13 protein-coding genes and 1 tRNA gene are annotated in these 19,891 nt (G+C 57.6%); 12 read left to right on the top strand and 2 right to left on the bottom strand.

The features are described from left to right. Positions 1-62: 62 nt before the first annotated feature. Positions 63-1,361, bottom strand: coding sequence for a carbohydrate-binding protein (locus NDK18_RS09820; protein ID WP_250627684.1), 1,299 nt, complete (start codon positions 1,359-1,361; stop codon positions 63-65). Between the two features lie 427 nt (positions 1,362-1,788). Here NDK18_RS09820 and NDK18_RS09815 point away from each other — a divergent pair, with 427 nt between their 5' ends. From NDK18_RS09815 to NDK18_RS09805, 3 genes are all read left to right on the top strand, one after another. Further along, positions 1,789-2,394: a hypothetical protein gene (locus NDK18_RS09815; RefSeq protein WP_250627683.1), complete on the top strand. Its 606-nt coding sequence runs from the start codon at positions 1,789-1,791 to the stop codon at positions 2,392-2,394. Positions 2,395-2,466: 72 nt separating this feature from the next. Next, entirely contained in the window at positions 2,467-3,747 is a 1,281-nt protein-coding gene (gene serS / locus NDK18_RS09810) for a serine--tRNA ligase (protein ID WP_250627682.1), read from the top strand. A gap of 75 nt (positions 3,748-3,822) precedes the next feature. After that, positions 3,823-3,912, top strand: a tRNA-Ser gene (locus NDK18_RS09805). A gap of 97 nt (positions 3,913-4,009) precedes the next feature. Here the strand turns inward: NDK18_RS09805 and NDK18_RS09800 are convergent. After that, entirely contained in the window at positions 4,010-5,599 is a 1,590-nt protein-coding gene (locus NDK18_RS09800) for a hypothetical protein (protein ID WP_250627681.1), read from the bottom strand. Between the two features lie 1,242 nt (positions 5,600-6,841). On the opposite strand from NDK18_RS09800, the gene NDK18_RS09795 reads away from it, so the two are divergent. From NDK18_RS09795 to NDK18_RS09760, 9 genes are all read left to right on the top strand, one after another. Then, positions 6,842-7,186, top strand: coding sequence for a hypothetical protein (locus tag NDK18_RS09795; protein WP_250627680.1), 345 nt, complete (start codon positions 6,842-6,844; stop codon positions 7,184-7,186). Between the two features lie 480 nt (positions 7,187-7,666). Next, positions 7,667-9,907 carry an AAA family ATPase gene (locus NDK18_RS09790; protein WP_250627679.1) on the top strand — a complete coding sequence of 747 codons (2,241 nt, stop codon included), beginning with the start codon at positions 7,667-7,669 and terminating at the stop codon, positions 9,905-9,907. Between the two features lie 186 nt (positions 9,908-10,093). Then, positions 10,094-10,411, top strand: a complete 318-nt coding sequence (gene yecR, locus NDK18_RS19475) for a YecR family lipoprotein (RefSeq protein ID WP_425600636.1) — start codon at positions 10,094-10,096, stop codon at positions 10,409-10,411. A 637-nt stretch (positions 10,412-11,048) separates the two neighbouring features. Then, positions 11,049-11,501 carry a hypothetical protein gene (locus tag NDK18_RS09785; protein WP_250627678.1) on the top strand — a complete coding sequence of 151 codons (453 nt, stop codon included), beginning with the start codon at positions 11,049-11,051 and terminating at the stop codon, positions 11,499-11,501. Between the two features lie 282 nt (positions 11,502-11,783). Beyond that, complete coding sequence (locus NDK18_RS09780; RefSeq protein WP_250627677.1) at positions 11,784-13,238, top strand: hypothetical protein; 1,455 nt, start codon at positions 11,784-11,786, stop codon at positions 13,236-13,238. A gap of 205 nt (positions 13,239-13,443) precedes the next feature. Beyond that, positions 13,444-18,060, top strand: coding sequence for an RHS repeat-associated core domain-containing protein (locus NDK18_RS09775; protein ID WP_250627676.1), 4,617 nt, complete (start codon positions 13,444-13,446; stop codon positions 18,058-18,060). Next, entirely contained in the window at positions 18,057-18,419 is a 363-nt protein-coding gene (locus NDK18_RS09770; RefSeq protein WP_250623317.1) for a CarD family transcriptional regulator, read from the top strand. Before NDK18_RS09775 ends, NDK18_RS09770 begins: the two co-directional genes overlap by 4 nt. Before the next feature lie 82 nt (positions 18,420-18,501). Beyond that, positions 18,502-19,017, top strand: coding sequence for a hypothetical protein (locus NDK18_RS09765; RefSeq protein ID WP_250627675.1), 516 nt, complete (start codon positions 18,502-18,504; stop codon positions 19,015-19,017). 440 nt (positions 19,018-19,457) lie between these two features. Further along, positions 19,458-19,891 (top strand): hypothetical protein (locus NDK18_RS09760; protein WP_250627674.1); only part of this gene is annotated, 434 nt, incomplete at its 3' end.

Genomic DNA, 19,891 nt, shown 5'->3' with positions numbered 1-19,891 from the left:
GCGGCGCAAAAAAAGGGAGCGCCGTGCCATGGCACGACGCTCCCTTCGGTTCCCCTTGAGGGTTAGCGGCCTAGGTCGCTGAGGAACCGCTTGGTGAACTGCAGCGTGGTGGAATTGATCGAGCTGCAGGTGGGCGAGGCGAAGCCCGTGGAGCCGCCGGGGCAGGGCGTGTCGCGATCGAGCGACCAGAAGTGCACGCCGGCGAGTTTATTGGTGGCGGCGTACGCGGTGATCGTGTCGACATCGGCCACGCTTGTGGTTTCCGACGTGTTGTCGTTCAAGCCAACCATCGGCGTGAGCTCGATCTTGCTAAACGGAGTGCCGTAGGTGTGCTGCAGGTTCTTCACCGCCTGGATCGCGGACTGGCCCATGTTGCACACGCCGCCGCTCACCACGCACACACCCGCGCTTGGTCCGCCGAAATCCATCACCATCAGGTTGATGGTGTAGTTCTGCAGGCTCGATGCCTGGATCGCCCGGATCACGCTGTCGCCCAGCGAGTTCACACCGCCGAAGCTGCCGTCGGACGCACCAAGCGTTGCCAGGGTGAAGGAGAAACGCAGGTTCGGGTTCAGGCCTTGCGCATACACCGCCGACGACACCAGACCATTGATCGTGGCCGCCGACTGGCCGCCCTCGATGTCGAAGTCGATGCCGATCAGGTGAGAGCCACCGTACCGGCTCAGGAACGACGCCATGCCCGCCGTGCTGCCGCAGCTGAAGACGCCCGCCTGGCCACCGGTGGAGACGATGTAGTTCACACCAGCGTTATTGAGCCTTGCGATATTGGCCGACGCGAACGACGCACCCGGCACGCCGCCCCAGTTCTCGCTGCCGCATTCGCCGGTAGCAAAGGCAAGCGTAATGGCGCCAAGGTTCGGCACCTGCGTGGACACCAGGCTGCCACTGCCCACTACCGGAATACGGGTGCCGGTGAGCAGCGTGGACATGATGTTGGTGTTCCAGTCCAGGTTTATGGTGATGTCCTTATAAGGACTGAACACCAGCGAGCCTGCGGCCGGCGGCGGGTTGGTCGGCGGCGGCGGATCCACCGGCGGGGTGGTTCCGCCACCACCGCCCGTACATGACCCTTGCGAAGTCCACGGCTGGCCCGAGCCGCTGCCGCCACTGTTGGTGGCCGGGTCGTTGCCCTGTGTCCACCAGTTGGCGATGTAGTTGTTGCCGTTCTCACTGGCGGTGTTGCCGCCGGTGTACACCTGGGTAGCACTCCAGGCTGCTGCGCAGGTGCCTGCCGCTTCCGCCGTCTGCACGGGCACGGCGGAAAGAGCGAGGGTGGCCAGCGCGGCGCCGAGCGCACTGGAAAGGGTGCCGAGCGCAAGGCCGGACGTCTTAAGGTTCATGGGTGTTGCCTCCGGTTAGATGTACCGCCATGGAAGGAATGTCGAGCGGCGCGCCATCGACTCCCCCGAGGCGCCCCTCACCGCCCGTGCCGCGTCCCTGCGCTTGCTGTCAACCGAGAAACCGTGTCCGGTGTAGACCGGAATGACAACGTTGTCTATCGCCAATGAAGCGAAGTGTGATATCGGTCGTGAAGACGTAAACGTTTGAGTTTTAACGGCTTATGTTGCGATGCAAGGCCGTTTGTGAAGTAAAACCTTCCACGGCAGGCAATTCGCAACGCTGCGCTGCAGCGCCAGTCGCCCAGGACGATCAAGCCAAGATCTTGTCCGATCTGACAACGTTGTCGCCCGTAAGCCATCCACGGACATGTTTCGCTTGCCGAATAACGCGCTATCGTCCGTTCCACCTTGGGAGGGGAGAAAACGCATGCGTACCTTGATCGCCGGGATTCTGGGCGGGATCGTGATGTTCATCTGGGGCGCCTTCGCCCACATGGCCACGCCGCTAGGGGAAGCGGGCTTTGCCCAGCCCGTGAATGAAGACATCGCGTTGGCCGCCTTGAAAGTGGCCTTGCCCGCAGGCAACCACGCTTTCCTGCTGCCCTCGCCCGACCCCGCACACATGGGCGACGCCACTGCGGTGAAGGCCATGTCCGAAAAATCCAGCCGCGAGCCCTTTGCCTTCGTGGTGTTGCGCAGCGAACCGCGGGACATGACCGCCATGGGCCACCAACTGACGGTGCAATGGATAGGCGATACCTTGTGCGCCTTGTTCCTTGCCTTCGTGATGGCCGCGGCCGCCATGAGCTTCTGTCGGCGGGTGATCATCGCCGGGCTGATGGGCCTGTTCGGCGTGCTGGCCAACATCGTGCCGTTCGGCAACTGGTACTCGTTCCCCACGGCGCTGGTGGGCGGCACCTTCGCCTATCAGCTGGTGGGCTGGCTGATCGCCGGTGCCGCGATGGCCTGGTGGCTGGGCCGTGGAGCGAAGGAGCGGGGTGATTACGTCCCGTGCCAGAGCAAGGCGCCGTAACCGCGCATTGCCAGTGCGCCCACGGGACCAGCATAATCCCCGGCCAACCTGTTGATTTGACCGGAACTACCCATGCTGGATCCTGTGCTCCTGCGCGGGCGCTTGGCCGAAACCGCCGAGCGCCTTAAAACCACCCGCAACTTCGACCTGGACATCGTCCAGGTCGAGTCGCTGGAGGCCGAGCGCAAGACGCTGGCCACCGCCACGCAGGAACTGCAAAACCTGCGCAACACCCGCTCGAAGTCGATCGGCCAGGCCAAGGCCAAGGGCGAGGATGTAGCCGCGCTGATGGCCGAGGTCGCCGGCATTGGCGACAAGCTCAAGGCGAATGAGCAGGCCCTGCTGGACGTGCAGGAAAAGCTCGCCGCCATATCCTTACGCATCCCCAACCTTCCGCACGAAAGCGTGCCGGTAGGCAAGGACGAAACAGAGAACCTCGAAATCCTGAAGTGGGGCCAGCCGCGCAGCTTCACCTTCAAGGTGAAAGACCACGTGGACCTTGGCATCCGCCACGGCTGGCTCGACGCCGACGCCGGCGCCAAGCTCAGCGGCGCCCGCTTCACGGTGCTCCGCGGCCAGCTGGCCCACCTGCATCGCGCGCTCGCCCAGTTCATGCTGGACCTGCACACCACGCAGCACGGCTACCTGGAATGCAACGTGCCGCTGATCGTCAACGCCGACGCGATGGAAGGCACCAGCCAGCTGCCGAAGTTCGAGGAAGACCTCTTCGCAACCCAGGTGGCCGACACCAAGCGCTACCTGATCCCCACCTCCGAAGTAGCCCTGACCAACCTGGTGCGCGACTCCATCGTGGAAGCCGACGCGCTACCCATGCGCATGACCGCGCACTCCATGTGCTTCCGCGCCGAAGCCGGCAGCTACGGCCGCGACACCCGCGGCATGATCCGCCAGCACCAGTTCGAGAAAGTGGAAATGGTGCAGATCGCCAGCCCCGCACAATCGCATGCGCAGCTGGAAGAGATGGTGGGGCATGCCGAAGTAACGCTGCAGAAGCTGGGCCTGCCGTACCGGAAGGTGCTGCTGTGCACGGGCGACATGGGCTTCGCGGCCACCAAGACGTATGACCTGGAAGTGTGGTTACCCAGCCAGGACACCTACCGCGAGATATCCAGCTGCTCTAACTGCGACGACTTCCAGGCACGGCGCATGCAGGCACGCTGGCGTAACCCGGAGACGGGGAAGCCGGAGCTGGTGCATACGCTCAACGGCTCCGGACTGGCCGTGGGCCGGACCCTGGTGGCGGTGATGGAGAACTACCAGAACGAGGATGGGTCGATCGAGGTGCCGGAGGTGCTGCGGCCCTATATGGCTGGGCTTGAGGCGATTGCCTGAGGCAAGAGGGCGTAGGGCACGGTACAATGGTTCGGCAAGACCCAGGCGTGCAATGCGCCTGGCTGGAAAAACAACGGAGAGATGGCCGAGTGGTTTAAGGCAGCAGTCTTGAAAACTGCCGTAGGTGTAAGCCTACCGTGGGTTCGAATCCCACTCTCTCCGCCAAATATTGAAAAAAGGCATCCTAACGGATGCCTTTTTTATTTATCCCAGCTTGGGCACCGTTTGATGCCCGAACTCAAACACGCTTTTTTTACTGGCATCAGATCGTGTTGTGATAGGAGACTTGGAAAGCGATGGGCGTATTTACATAAGGAGCTGCGTTCCCGCTTTGCCGGAACTTAACGGATACAGTCGTATTCGACGTCGCGGTGACAATGGTCACCATCGCGGAATCGGATACTGGCTCGATATGGGCTACTGATGGTCGCGCCCTGAGTCCATGAGGAATGTTAATGATCCCGTTCGCGTCCGTCGTACCCGTCGTAGCTGACGAACCGAGGTACACCTGGATTGGCCCTGTGAGATAGTTCGTGGTGGCGTTGTACTTTGTCGTGAGGTAATACGTTCCAACGGAGCACACGTTGCCGGAAGCTATGTCAATGCCAGCAAATCCTGCCGCGGCGACATCCCAGTCGATCCCCTCTATGTTGCCGATTTGAATGTGGTTCCCGGATCCTTCGCAGCGCACCACGCCTTGATGGCAGTAAACGGCATTAAAAACAGATGCCATGACGCGGCAATTGCTCGATTGCACGTACAGCCCAAATCCGAATGTTTGATTGTTGAGATCGCCCTGAACCGAGACGTTGTCAATTTGCAACGTCGCAGCGTTTGCTGCCGTCTCCACAATGATCGCGTATCCCACTGAATCAAAATCACAGCTTGTGATGCGCAACTTGCTCACCGTGCCTGTTGCTCCGTTTGAGATTCGCACCCCCCAACAGGCAAAGATCCCGAAACAATTTAGCAAAGTATGGTTGTCTGCCCGGAGAAACTGATAGAGCGCCAGATTGTGCATCTGGTAGTTCTCTACCGCAGCATTGTCGGCCCAGTAGGGCCAAAAATGTATCGACTCGAATCTACCCGTATCTGTGGATTGGTCGACATATACACCAATCTGGAACGGCTGGCCCCTGACATTCTGCAAGCGAGGGCGACTGGCAAGGGAGAAACCCTTTGTAGGGTTGAGGACCATGACATCCTCCCAAGACCACTCTGGCGTACTTGGATTCTGAAGGAAGTCAAAGTCGTTAGCAGTGGGCGTCCAGCCAGCAACGAGGTTGAGTGGTTGGTTTCTCAACGTGGCGATACCTCGAAAAAGACCGCCTGCGAATGTCGTTGTGAGGTAAAAGCCTATACCCGTATGGTCAAAATAGAACCAGGAGCCGCTACCTATAGTGTTAGGCGCGGTCTGATTTCCAGTTCTGTTGACCGTGTAGCCGTCACCATAAATCTTCGTGGCAGCGCCCACATTGATGACCGACGTCGTTCTATAGATCCCCGCTGGCACGTACATTGCCCCATGACCCACCGCAGTCACCGTTGCCTGGATTCTCGCTGTGTCGTCAGCACCATTTCCAGGCGTTCCGTTCGAATTCCCTCGAGCCCCGCCTTGGCGAACGTTGACGACCCCATTGGTCGGCTCAAGTTTGTAGCGAGTGCCATCGGTGGCCACCTGCACCAAAACGCCGTCGCTCGGCGAGGTTGTATCCGAAAGATCCATTCGATAAACGCCGTCGCCACCGTCACCGGGCGAGTAATAACCCATTGTTTGTACGCCTGACGCCACGTTCGCGTGGGAGAGCGCCAGCATTGCAGAGACGTTGTCTACTACCGTCAAGTAGGCCATGGTTTTCTCACTTCAAATGAAAAAGTTGGAAAGGGATTCTCCCTTTTACTTTCGCACCCATCTGTTTCGAATCCTGTGAGGTACATCCTGCTTTTTTGTAGGATTTTCCCTACACGTAACCTGATTACGAGAACCCAAGAAAGAGTCGCAATTTATGCGTCGCTTGCTTTGAGCGCATCATCGTGCGCCGATGCTGCGGAAATGCCGGCAAGAAATTACGATTTGGCCGTTGGCCTATGCGGTGACATCTATGCTGCAGATGAAAAACAGGCATGGTGCGTAATTTCCACGACGTAAGAAGTATACAAAGGGAAAACACCAAGCGGGTCGCAGATGCAAATCGCAAATCGAATCCCGTGGTGCTGCCGCTAATGCTTATCAATGGGGACCTATGGTTGCCGCAACCGTCGGATACCATACGACTAAGTTCTACGCGAACGCCGGCGGCGGTCAATGGCCGTTTGGAGCTTCGCCCTATCGAGGGAGCCCGGTGACGCCTGATGAACTGGAGGCCGGTATTGAGGGTGCTAATGATGGTTTGTTTGGCGGGACGCCGAGCTGTAATTGCGCAAAAAACAGGGGGAATTGCTAATGGTTACGCGCCTGTTGCCGTGGTTAAATCGATTGATCGCAGTGGTTTACATCGTCGTGGCCGTGCGAGCGGTATGGATGCTGATCCAGGGAGATCATTCTAGAGTCTTCGCAGTCATCCTGGTTCTGGTTGCGCTGCCATTGGCGTACGGGCATCTTCAGATGCGCAGCCTCGCGATCAAACTAAGCGCGGCACTTGCGGGCGTGGCAACATTTTTTCTGGGATTCGGCCTATTGCCATCGTATGAACCGGAACTCTCGCCGCCCATGCCCACACGAGTAATAAACTTTTCGATATTTGTCATGATTACTGGTGTCCTGTGCGCGAACTACTACTTGAGTAGACGGCTTCCGCCTATCAAATCCGGGAAGGCGGACCGCGTATGAGGGAGGTTGGTCCAGGATTTGATCTTCGCGGGGAGCTGGCTGAAGTTCTCCGGCCTTGGAAGCTTTTTGTTTTTTTGCCTGGGGATGGGCTGGTTGCTCTGGGGTGCGCTGACTTATCACTTTCCCGATTGGGATGTCGGCATCATTTGTCTAACGGGCGCATTGGCTTACGCATTCGCACCATGGACCGTTCGCCTCATTACCAGCGCAGACAATGTAAAAACCATTGCGGACCTGTTCGTGGCTTGGCGATTGGACTTTTAAATGGCGTTCGACGATGACGAAAAAGGTCGAAAAGTATCTCGCGATATTGCAAAGAAATGGATGTTCAGCGATGAGGACAAGCAACGGCGAATCTTGCTTTTTAAAGATTGTCCGGGTATCGAAGGTGCGTTCGGGCGCGAAGACTTCGCGGCTCTGGTTTCGCCGGGGTTGGCCATCTTCCCTGACAAATCGGTGTCTCACGCGGTGAAGATTGCGCGTCTGTCCAGGCCGATGCTGGCTCTCTGCTTTCACGGTCGTGTAGCAGCCGGAGAGATCACCCGTGAAATGGTTTCAAAGGATACTTGCGAGAGGTTTGCGGGATGGCTGGAGTCGCTTTCAAAGTAATGACTGATCTATGACGCGGCTTCTTACTGAACGTCGGCCAGGATCAGTTGGTTGTCGTTTTGACAACTCAGGAGAGTGGAGCGTTTAGTTCGCCGCGGACGGTTCACGCAGCAAGATGCGCGTTGCTATTTGATCAACGTTGATACTTATTCTTGTCTTATGCTCGGCCATTCCTGGCGCTGAACGGATGGCGTGGGCGTTCAATTTCACGGCCAGAGCGGCATACACCTCGGCTCAGCTGGTTGGATGTAAATAATGGCCCACGGCACCAAAGCGCGCCGCCTAGTGCGGTGTCGGAGGCAATGGACTCGGCATCCATCCATGACACGGTGCTGAGCTGCCTTGTCCTTGTATCTATGCAGGCGCCATCGCCCTCTCGCTCACAGCTGGCCCTATGCATATTCGGCAAGTTTGATTTTCACGCTTGCCCGTACATCTGTACCTGTCCATGATGTGGCCGCCGACCAGGGGGCGGTGACCATGTTCAAGACCATCCGCGTCGCAAATGTAGCGACTTATCCCGCTGTTGGGTGCACGCTGGCGGACGTCCCCGCTTGCAACTACATCTTTGGTGGCAATGGCGTGGGGAAATCCACGCTGGGATCGCTGCTCGCCAGTGGATGCGCGCCCCCTTTCGATGGGTGTGCACTGAGCTGGACAACCCCTTCGCCCCTTCAAGTGCTTGCGTACAACCGCGCCTTCGTGGAAGCCAATTTCCGCTCATCGACAGTTAAAGGCATCTTCACCCTGGGCAAGGCAACCATTGAGGTACAGGACCAATTGCGGGCCACGCGCGGTGCGCTGGAAGGCGCGCAGGCTGATCTCATTCAGCACACCAGAACGTTGCAGGGGGAGGATGGGAAAGGCGGCAAGGTCGGTGAGCTGGAGGCGGCTCGGATCCGGTTGCGTGATCGTTCCTTTGAGGTTATGCGCGAAAACGAGGGTCGGTTCAAGGATGCTTTTGAGGGGGTGCGCAACAACAAGGAGCGATTTGTCGATCGGTTGCTCCGAGACCGGGAGGGCAACCGGTCCCTTTTGCTCACGGAGGCGGACCTGGTCTCGAAGGCCATAACTCTCTTTGGGCCTGCGCCCGTGGCCCTTCCTAGACTAGGGATGGTTGATGTGGAGGCCGTTGACCGGGCCGGAGATTCACCCGTCCTAGCAAAGCGTGTTCTTGGCCGCAGTGACGTTGATATTGCGGCTCTCATCAATCATCTCCAAAACTCCGACTGGGTGGCCCAGGGTCGTAGATTCCTCGACTTGAGCGATCCGAAGTGCCCGTTTTGCCAGCAAGTCATCCCGTCCTCGCTCAAGGCAGATCTGGAAGCTTATTTTGACCGCTCCTTCGTCGAAGGTATCGCGACCATCGAGACGGTAATCCAGGCCTATGAGCAAGTGGTTGAGGCAACAAGGCGCCAGGTCGAGACGGCCCTGGCCCAAAGTGGTGAGATGCTAGACAGGCCCTACGTCACCAAACAGCTGGAATTATTTGACTCCTTGGTCGCCATCAACCGGACGAGGCTCGTACAGAAGCGGGCCGAGCCAAGCGCGCCGGTGACCCTTGAACGCGTCGGTGATGTACTCGGGGAGATTGCGCTTGCTATCGACGTGGTCAATACCCGCGTTGATGAGCACAATCGCCTGCTAGCCGACAGAGAGAACCAGAAGATCATCCTTGTGGGCGAGGTCTGGCGGTACATGCTTGATGTGGGGTGCAAGGGCTTTTTTGAAGAGTTTGACCGCCATGCACCCGGATTGGAGAAGGCTATCCAGTCGCTCCGGGCACAAGTGGACAATGACAAATCTTCCATTGCTACGCTGCAGGCTGACATCCGGACCCTGGAGCGGGAGGTTACCAGCACGAGGCCGTCAATTCCTGCCATTAATCAGACGCTGACGGACTTCAATTTCACGGGCTTCAAGCTCGGCGAATCGGGCGGTAGCGAGTATCGTCTTCTCCGAACCAACGGAGATGACGCAACCGATACCCTCAGCGAAGGCGAGCGAACCTTCATCACCTTCCTCTATTTCTATCACCTCATGAAGGGCAGCAACACTGAGTCAGGCGTGGGTGATCAACGGGTAGTGGTGATTGATGACCCCGTTTCGAGCCTTGATAGTGATGTCTTGTTTGTGGTTTCGACTCTAGTGCGCACACTAGCCGATGAGGTGCGGAGCCAGAGCGGGATAGTCCGGCAGCTGTTCGTTCTGACCCACAATGTCTATTTCCACAAGGAAGTGACATTCAAGGTGGATGCGAGCAACAAAGTAGCCTTCTGGATGGTTCGCAAGCGTAACGAGCGTTCGGTAGTTGAGCGTCAGCCTGACAATCCCGTCAAATCCTCGTATGAACTTCTATGGCACGACGTTCGCCATCCAGTGAACGTCGAGTCAAGTATTCAGAACACGCTACGGAGAATCCTTGAGTCTTATTTCCGTATCCTGGGCGGCCTTAACCTTGACAAGCTTCAATCGAAGTTCTCGGGCCGGGAGCTTCAGGTTTGTTTATCGCTGGTGTCCTGGACCCATGACGGATCACACGGTGTGCCTGATGATGTGTACATGACCGTCAATGCAGTTGCCGTTGAAACTTACCTCTACGTATTTAAGCTGATTTTCGAGCGGGCAGGGCAGGGGCAGCACTACCGAATGATGATGGGCATCACTGAAGAGCAAGCTGGAGGTGATGCTCCTACGGTGCAGATTGCCGAGCCGGTCTGAATGCGAGGTAGCCATAGATGCCAACCCTGGCCTCCCGCTCCACGACTATTAGCTTGTTGAATCAGTTCCATAAGGGAGATTTCGCATCTGAGCGTTATCGAGTTTTCGATAGAGGGTGAAAATGGAGGTTTTACGGCAGGGAACTAATGGTGAGTTGATTGAGTTATTTCACACAGGGGGAGATTCATGAAAAGCGTCATATTTGTCCTATGCGTATCAACATTGGCGGGATGCGCCACGCAGAAGGTTTGGACCCCTGTCGGGGGCAGTAGGGCGGATGGTGTTGTGCGCCTAGCGTTCGAATATGGGCAGTTTGAGAAGCCGCAGTTGAGCGAAGCTCAAGCATTGAACACAGCGACGCAACGATGCGCGGCATGGGGATATCAGAGTGCAGAAGCTTTTGGGGGTTCTCAGCAACACTGCGAGCAAACCGGCGGCATGGGGTGCGCTACGTGGGAGGTGGTAAAGGAGTATCAATGCACTGGCGGGACTTCGCGCCAGTAACAGGTTATCAGCGCCATGGATGGCACTCCTCCATTGTTAACAGTTGGCAAGTTGCTGAGGGTGGTTCTCAGAATAGAACGAAGGTGTGGCAAGAGGGGTTGGTTTCCCTGGAAGGGCTCCAGGCGTCTTGAATTGCCGCCTTGAGAGAACGATCTCGCGTGCCCCAAACGGATCAGGCGAATGAACGCCTCGGCATTTACACCCTAGCCTGGTCTTCCGCCACTGGAATAACGGTCAACCAGACTGCTCCATGTCGCCGAGTACGTTCATTCGCCACCGTGGCTCGTCGCCCGGTCCCGTTTGAAAGGGTAGGGTGGCGGGCGAGCCAGGGTAGAAAAACCGCAATCGAACGGCCGGGCATAAGCCCGCCTGGTCGCCCGCCATAATGGCGTGGAACCTACCGGCCCCGCAGGTAAGCGACTGCGGGGCCGGTCCGATTGACGGGTTTTCTACACCCGGTTGCCAGGCTCTCCCGGCAACCCGCGCATAATCCCGATTTCCACGCGTCCACTCCATACGAATATTCTCAAAGTTGCCCTACACATCCCATCGAACGATCCTCAATCCTGCGCTGACGGCGCCGTAGGCTAAGATCTCGGCCCATAGCACTCCCTCCGGCAATGACCCGGAGCAGCACATGATCCCGCTGGGATATCTCTACAAGCATGTCGCCGACCGCCCTGAATGGTTGACGGCCGCGCATGTGGCAGACGTCTATTCGATCAGCGGTTGCGTCTCAAAGCCTTTCGCCGACTACGTCGACTATTGGAAGCACAACGGGTATTGGCTATTCAATTCGCCGCACGAGATCACCGAGTTGGCGAACGCCGCCTCGATCACCCTTGAAGGGCTGAAGCTTTTCTACTACGAGGCGTACGAGCTTCAATTCGACGAAGACGAGAAGGCTTGGGAGGCGTTTGAACCCGAGCCATTTGCCACGGATGTTGTCGCCCCCATTAGCAAGAAGCTGGAAGGGTTCGATATAGCGTCGTTCACGATGGGCAACATGGCCGAGTGCTCCCCTTTGTCGTGCAACTCGCTGGCGTCGAGGCTGCCGACCAATGCGCACTGTGTGCCGCTGACCTTGTGACCGCCGCGAAAGAAAGTGTGGCGGGCCTCAGTCATGGGCCGCTGCTATAACGTTCGGCCAGTAGCGCTCTATCGCACATTGGGTTACATGAGCTTGGCCAGGGCCACGTTTTCGCAACTGGGGATCTTGCAGTTCCTTGAAGATCACTTCTTTGAGTTTCAGAGAAGGATTCATTTGGCGTGGGAACAACATCCGCTACATGTTGAAACTATGCCTGGGCCGGTGCGGGGAGCACGGGCCCGGCCCGCTGGCAGGATTCACAGACATCCCTCGAGGTGATCCATGAATGCGATTTGGTCCCTGTTGCTGGGTGGCCTGGCACTGGTCCTCATTGAGCCGACCTCCCTTGCAGCAGCAAAAAAGCCCGGCCCGGCCCCGGCTATCAAAGGTGCCAATGCACCTGCGGCGGCGGGTACCGTAGGTGGGGCGCCCGATGTACCGGCGTCCGACACGCCTAAGCCTGGCGCGGGTGAGGCCAGTGCAACCAAGCCCAACCTTGCGAGCTTTCTCGCGGCGGTAGCACTGCAGCGCGCAGGCACTACTATCGCGGATGGCATTGCCGGAAGTTGTGATAGCACCAACAAATGCGTCCTGGGCAGGCTGCAAGATTATTCACCGGCTGCGCCACAGGGTCGCACGATTGACCATGCACTCGGTGAGATCGAACAAGCGGTCGCGCTCCAGGTGAGCGAAATCAAGGACATTCCGGCGAAGGCTTGCGCGGCACCTGCGGCAGCAACTACTCAGCGGCACCTTGAAAGCGTGCTGGCTAGAGCGAATCTGTACGCACAGTCAAATCTATATGAGGCCCAGATCAAGTCGGGTACGGCACCAGCGGCCGCTGCTTCAACCCAGAGCACGGCGGCGTTGAGTGTGGCCTTTCCACACGCCAATGCGCTTCTGGCAGGGGTCGATCTAGGGGTCGGCACGCTTGTGTCGATCGTTGGCAGGTTTGCAGCCACGGTGGAACGCGGCGAGCCCGGATCGTCTGGGCTTGAGCAGGCCGATGTGGAAGCTGTGGTGACCGGGGCGCTTCTCAGCAAGGGAAACGTCGTTACGCCAGATGGCATGTACAAGCCCGACTTGTTCGACCGGCTCGATGCCATTCGCAAGTCCATGGTAGTCAACCAGGGTGCGGTATCAGCCCGACGGAAATCGCTTGGGAAGTCCAACGGGAGCAGCGATTGCACGAGCGCATTGCAGCAGATCGATGACGCTGATACCCAGCTCAAATCGGCCCTTGGGAAAATCGATCAGCTCGGCGGTGTTGGAGTCTCAAGCCCAACCACGTATGAGCCTAAAATCGGCCTCGCGTTGGCAGCCATGAACCGGAGCTACCAAGTTTATCGAGCAAGTCAGGCCGAACCCGAACAAGGCAAGCCGCGTCCGTCGCTGGTGTTCCTGCTTGACGTCGCGCTCGGAGCTAATGTCGCCAGTGCGGGCACCTATACAACATGGGCCAAGTCGCAGCTTCTGCTTATGCAGGCGAGTGTGCTCGTGCGCTATCAAGTGACCGGCATCGCTGACAACAAAGTTTACGGCAGCGGGCTGGTAGCAGTATTTTGTCAGAGCACCGAGTCGCAAAAGAGCGCAGCCGGTTATCAGGAGGACTTCCCCGGGGATGGAGCAGCGACTGGCACTGAAGCCGTTAAGCATTGCGTTATCCAGCCGGGTCCGTTGCCGCCCCTGCAGCCGTCCCCGCCACAGCCGGCGCCCGCAGCCAAGTCTTCCGGCTAACCAGAAGGCTGGGGGAGGGCGGGTTTGGAGAAGCGCAGGACAGTTGAGCTTCATGCCTGAGTCGTTGTTGCCGAAAATACATACCATTTTCGTTCAGCCATCATAGTTTTTTCGAATTAGTGCGCTCTAAAAAAAACCGCTAGCGGCAATACTCCGGACGCTCGGCGTGGGAAGGGATCACGCCTTCGGACTGGGGATAATTCGAATGCTTGGATGGAAGCTGCTGCCGCGAAAGTTCGCGGACCAAAGAGTGCGCGCCGCTCGCGCTTCCTTGATATCGATCATCGTAATCATTATGGGTTTCGTGTCGGGTGCCTGGCACCAGGCGGCGATCGCGCAGGCGGCGCCCGCAACCATGGGGCAATACGGTGCGCCTTACTACGCCAACCCCGGCGAGGATGACGCCATTCCTGGGTCGTTCCTGACCATCAAGGAAGCGGCGGATGCCATCCTCCTGCAAGACGTCAACAATGGCGATCAATGCCCTGGGTACACCCTGGAGACCGAGGGTAACCTCACCACGGTCACCGGTGCGGGCGGCTGGTGCGAATCTGTCGAGATAGGCCAGATCCAGGGCACGTGGATACCTTTCAGTGATAGCGCCAACGATGGCGCCGACTGCGATTGTGACGGCACCTCCCCAAACGTGGGAGACCCCATCAATGCAGCCACCGGCAACGGCTTCGAAGTTCAGGAGGACGGCCACTGGGGAACGTGGCTTCGGTTCGCTCGTTACTACAACACCAGCACCAGCGCATTCGTCCGCTATTTCAATTCCATCGACCGCAGCGGCCAGGTCGGAGTGAACTGGACCACGAACTATGTTCGCCGGATCTTTTACCAACAGCAGGCTGGGCCGAATGTTCCCGCCGGTGTGCTCTACGACACCGAAGACGGGAAGGAATATCAGTTTGCCTATATCAACGGCACCCTCCAACCCGCCTCTATCGATTACACGCAGCGGCCGCCGGTCATCACTGCGCGGCCCGACGTGCACGTCCAGATGACGCTTTCGAAAAAAGCGGATGGTACGGTTACCGCGTTTGACGTGTTCCGGCCCGACACCCTGAATCACGAGCATTTCGACGGCAATGGCGTGCTTCAGACCATTACGGACGATACGGGCCATGTAACGACCCTCGCTTACAGCACCAGTACGACCTCAACGTCGATCGCCTCCGAAGCTGGGCTTCTGATCACCGTAACGGATCCCGTGGGTCGTCATCTTCAGCTGACCTACGATAGTTCCAACATGTTGGCGACCGTGACAGGTCCGGATGGCCAAGCCATCCGGTATGCCCATTCCCGCCCCCTCTACATCACGAAAATCACCTATCCCAACGGGCTTATCCGCACATTCGACTTCACCCCAGTGAATGCCATCGACACGCTGTCGGCGATAGAAGACGATGGCAAACCGATCACATCCTGGACCTACGACACGACAGGCGCCGTAACCAGCGCATCCCAACCCGCAGGGGCCAATGCGGTGTCGGTGGCTTACACCTCAACGACCAGTACGGTGACGTTTCCCGAGGGTGTCGCTCGCACGATGGGTTATTCGATCGTTAACAAGCGGGCGAAGCTATCCAGCGTCGACGGCTTCTGCCTGTCTTGTGGATCGAGTGCGGCCATCAGTTATGACGGTAGCTTCAATCCTACGGTCCATACCGATTTCCGCGGCTACCAAACCGTCAGCGAATACAACACCGCGGGTCTGGAGACCTCACGCACAGAGGCCTTCGGCACATCGGTCGCCCGGAAGCACGTAACCACGTGGGATATCAACCTGCGCAAGCCTTTGACCCGGACCCTGGCCGATGCATCGGGCAAGCTCGTTGCAAAGCAAGCTTGGGCCTATAACGCCAGGGGTCAGACGACCGCGGCCTGCGTATTCGATGCCGAAGCCAATGCCAGCTACACCTGTGCGCCAACCGGGACGGCGCCTGTATCGGTACGGCGCACGGTCTATACCTACTGCGATGCGGTGAGCACCGCTTGTCCGAAAGTCGGGTTGCTGCTGACGGTGGACGGCCCGCGCACGGATGTGGTCGATGTCATCACCTATGCCTATTCCGATAGCTTCGGCGATGTAGCGTCGGTGACCGATGCGGCTGGGCATGTTACTAGGTACCCGACATACGACGCAGTGGGGCGGCCTACCCGGGCCGTGTCGAGCAATGGGGTGGTGACGGACTATGGCTACGATGTTAACGGCAACGTCAAAAGCTTGATCGTCCGGGCCAATAGTGATGGCACGCCATCGGCGGCTGATGCCACCTGGTCTACCGTGTATGACCATTTCGACCACGTTTCCTCGTTAACCGATCCCGATGGGGTGGTCTTGTCCTATCTCTACGATGACGCGCATCGGTTGGTGGGAACGGTTGACGGGAAAGCCAACAGACTCGCCCAGTTCCTGAATGCAGCGGGTCAGGTCACCGGTGTTCAGATCATCGACGGCGGTCAGCACATCGTAAGCAGCCGGACATCGGGCTATACGGCAACGGGGTTGCTGTCGTCGAAGAAGGACGCGATGGGACGTGCGGTGTTCACTGTGCCCAACGATGGCTTTGATGCCAATGGCAATCTGGTCAAGTCGACGGATGGCGTTGGCACACAGTCCCAACGCGTATATGACCCACTCAACCGCGTGTCCAATGTCATCCAGGACAGTGCGGGCACTGGCCCGACTGCCAACACGACCATCGGTTATCTCTACGACGCGCTGGACAATACGACGCAGGTGACGGATCCGAACGGGCTGCTGACCACTCAGGCCTTTGATGGCTATGGTCAGCGGAAGAGTTTGACTAGCCCCGACACCGGCCTTTCGACCTTCACCTACGATTTGGCCGGCAATGAAGCCACGCGCAAGGACGCCAGGGGCATCACTCGAACGACCCACTACGATGCGCTTAACCGAAAGGTGTCGGAAACCTTCTCTCAAACCGGCGCGGACACGAGTTACTTCTACGATGAAGCCAATACCGTTACCGGATGCACGGCCTCATTTCCGGCCGGGCATTTGACACGAATGGTCGATGCTGGGGTGACGACCAGCTTTTGCTATGACCGGCAGGGGAATGTCAGCCAGCAGAGGCAAACGATTGCAGGCCAACTTGATATCACCAGCTACACCTATACGCCTGGAAATAGACTTCTCAGCGAGACCCGGGCCGATGGCAGCAAGGTGAACTACGGCCACGATACGCTGGGCAATACGACTACTGTTTCCGTTACGGCACCAGGCGGGGCAGTCACACCGATTATCACCGCCGCAACTTACCTACCGTTTGGCTCGCTGTCGGGCTACACGCTGGCTTCCGGGGCAACGGTGACGCGCGGCTACGACGCTAACTATCAGCTCAACGATGTCGTGGCACCTGGATTTTCCGAACACTTGGCGCGCAGTGCCATGGGTGATGTGGTCGCGCAGGGCGATAACCCCGGCGCGAGCCCTGCAACGGAAAGTTATAGCTATGATCCGTTGCGCCGCCTGACCGGTACGTTCAGTGCAGCAGGCGCGGCGTTGGAGACATATACCTACAATGGCACCGGGGACCGCCTGTCGAAATCGGGTGGCGTGGTTGACAACGGTACCGTTGCCTATACAGCTGGCACGCACCAGGTTTCGGCGGTTGGCAATTTGGCGCGGGCCAATGATGGAGCAGGCAATACCACAGCTGTGGCGCAGGCTGGTGGGACCTACGGTTTTGGTTACGATGCACGTGGTCAGCTGACACTCGCGCAATTCAACGGCGGGACGGTTGGCAGTTACACCTACAACGCGTTGGCGCAACGCGTGGCCCGGACCTCTGCAGGTGGTAGTCCCGCTTCGGCGCGGTTCACCTATGATGAAGCGGGGCATGTTTTAGCGGAGACGGGTAACTCGACGCCTCGATCCTACGTTTGGCTCGGCGATTTGCCCGTGGCGGTACTGGACACTTCAGGTACGGCAACAGCCGTACGTTATATCCATGCCGACGCTGTAGGAACGCCGCGCGCGGTGACCGATTCCGTCGGCAACGTTGTTTGGGCCTGGGTTCTCGCAGGTAATTCGTTTGGCGAAAAGGCCCCGACCGGCTCGTACCTTTTTAATCTACGCTTCCCCGGGCAGTATGCCGATGCCGAGACCGGCCTCAACTACAACGCCCGCCGCTACTACGATCCGTCGGTAGGTCGGTACCTTACTAGCGACCCTTTAGAGTTGGCAGGAGGTCCCTCGACCTTTGCTTATGCCGCAAGCAGACCGCTTAGCATGGTCGATCCATCTGGACTGTTTGGTGGGCCGCCGGACGAAGATGCGATCGAAGAAAATATTCCGGAAGTCAACCGGGAGATCGAAAGGCTTGATCGACAAACGGCGGAGGAGGCGAGGGAGGCGGCAAATCGCGCCGACCATACTCAATACGTACCACCAATACCGGCTTCGGAGTTCGCGCCGTTAGGCGAATGTGCGGCTAGAGATTTCGATGCTGCTCAAGAAATGAGCAGTCCAGGAAGTTCTCGGCGCAATAGCCCGAATTTTGTTGTCGCTCCTGACGGTACTGTGGTGCCTATCCCCGATGGCGCAGAGGGACCAGAGCCTGTTCCGAACGGCAAGGGATATCGTTATGAGGGCGGGAGTGGAGGCAATGGATTCGATCCGAAGACAACGGGCGTGCGCATAATGGACCCAACCACTACGGGGAAGTACCCGTATCCTTATGGTTACGCGACCTACGAAAATAAAACCAACCAAGGAATTGACCCTTTCACAGGTCGTACGGTTCCAGATAACGACCCTATTCGACACATACCTTTCGGGCCGCCCAAATGATCACTGAAACCATCAATCGAAAAATTTTTCTTGAAAATGTTCAGGATGACCCCGTAAGCGCGATCATCTTCGTTCAAAATTATGTTGGTGTGGATTTCAACGGTCCCGTGCTGTACATGTTCTCGAAGCCTATCGTCACGTTTGCTCCCGGAGACACAAGAGAACTTGGCTTTCGAGACAAAATGTGTGAATTGATTGGTCAAGTTGTATCGATCGTTGAAGAAGTGCCGGATGAATTTTTCAAGATAACTTTTCAGAGCGGAATGACGCTGACGCTCCCGCTTGACCAAGAATCGCGCGTGCAGGTTGAGGCTGGGACCTTTCGAAGTGATAGAGGTGTAACGGACATTGTCTGGTAGCCGCGTATTAAAGGAAGGCGCGGTACTTCGACAGTGCTGTTATGAGTGATCAGGGCGAATTGCTGAGCGAATCAACCCATCCTTGCGATTCGAGGTAACCGTCCGGTGCGGATCAGGAAGAAAACAGGCCGAGTTGTTTGTGTGGCGTGGCTGGAGCCACGACCGCTTCATGCACTGTTTTTTCGCCAAGGTCGAGAAAGTCGCCCTGCGTCACGTTTCCATAGACCCGCCGACAATGACTAGTAAGACAAGCAATCAAGCGAACTTTCTTGCAAGTGTGGCCGACAATCCCGTCAGCGCTATTCTCTTTGTACAAGATTACGTGGGCGTGGATTTCAACGGACCTCTGATGTATATGTTCTCAGATCCTATTGTGACGCTACCTCCGGGCGACACGAGAGAGCTTGGTTTTCGAGACAAGATATGTGAGTTGATCGGTCAAGTAGTCGACAGCGCAGAAGAGCAGCCCGATGAATTTTTCAAGATCTCGTTCAAGAACGGCATGACACTTACCTTGCCACTAGACCAGGACTCGCGGGTACAAGTAGAGGCAGGAACTTTCCATCACCAAAGAGGGAAGATGGATATCGTTTGGTGACAATGCAAGGCGACGAGCAGAAAGGGGCGTGTAGTGTGAGAAAAACAGTCCGCGTTCGAGTTGCTTGGTCACAATCCAAGCTAAACCGACCTTCCAGTGGAATTTACTCCACGGTAGCCAGATTTGCTGAGGATACAGACTGGCCAAACGGCGACACGTGGAGCGTGGTGCTTGAATTCGATACGACGGAAGCTCAACACACCGAGTTTAATGCTAGAGCGAGGTTTCTTTCGCCAGCCGCGCCCTTGGATAGACTAAGGACGGGCGAGAGCTTCGATTTGTGTGAAGGCCGCACAGCTACGGCTCACGTGACGATTTTATAGGTGGTGGGAGCAGAATAGGTGGTTCGATGTAGTCGACCGGATGGGGAAGGGGTCGCGCCCTTCTTTGGAATTATCTCGCGTCGACTTTGCCACCTCCATGGACCTCTGGGACCTTACATGATCCCGCTGGGATATCTCTACAAGCATGTCGCCGACCGTCCTGAATGGTTGACGGCCGCGCATGTGGCAGACGTCTACTCGCTCAGCGGTTGCGTTTCAAAGCCTTTCGCCGACTACGTCGACTATTGGAAGCACAACGGGTATTGGCTATTCAATTCGCCGCACGAGATCACCGAGTTGGCGAACGCCGCCTCAATCTCCCTTGAAGGGCTAAGGCTTTTCTACTACGAGGCGTACGAGCTTCAATTTGACGAGGACGAGAAGGCCTGGGAAGCGTTTGAACCCGAGCCATTTGCCACGGACGTTGTCGCTCCCATCAGCAAGAAGCTGGAAGGGTTCGATATAGCGTCGTTCACGATGGGCAACATGGCCGAGTGCTCCCCTTTGTCGTGCAACTCGCTGGCGTCGAGCCTGCCGACCAATGCGCACTG

This window comes from Pinirhizobacter soli, from assembly GCF_015905305.1.
GTDB classification, from domain to species: domain Bacteria; phylum Pseudomonadota; class Gammaproteobacteria; order Xanthomonadales; family Rhodanobacteraceae; genus Pinirhizobacter; species Pinirhizobacter soli.
Note: the sequence above shows the minus strand (reverse complement) of the source record. Positions and strands in the feature narration are given on the sequence as shown.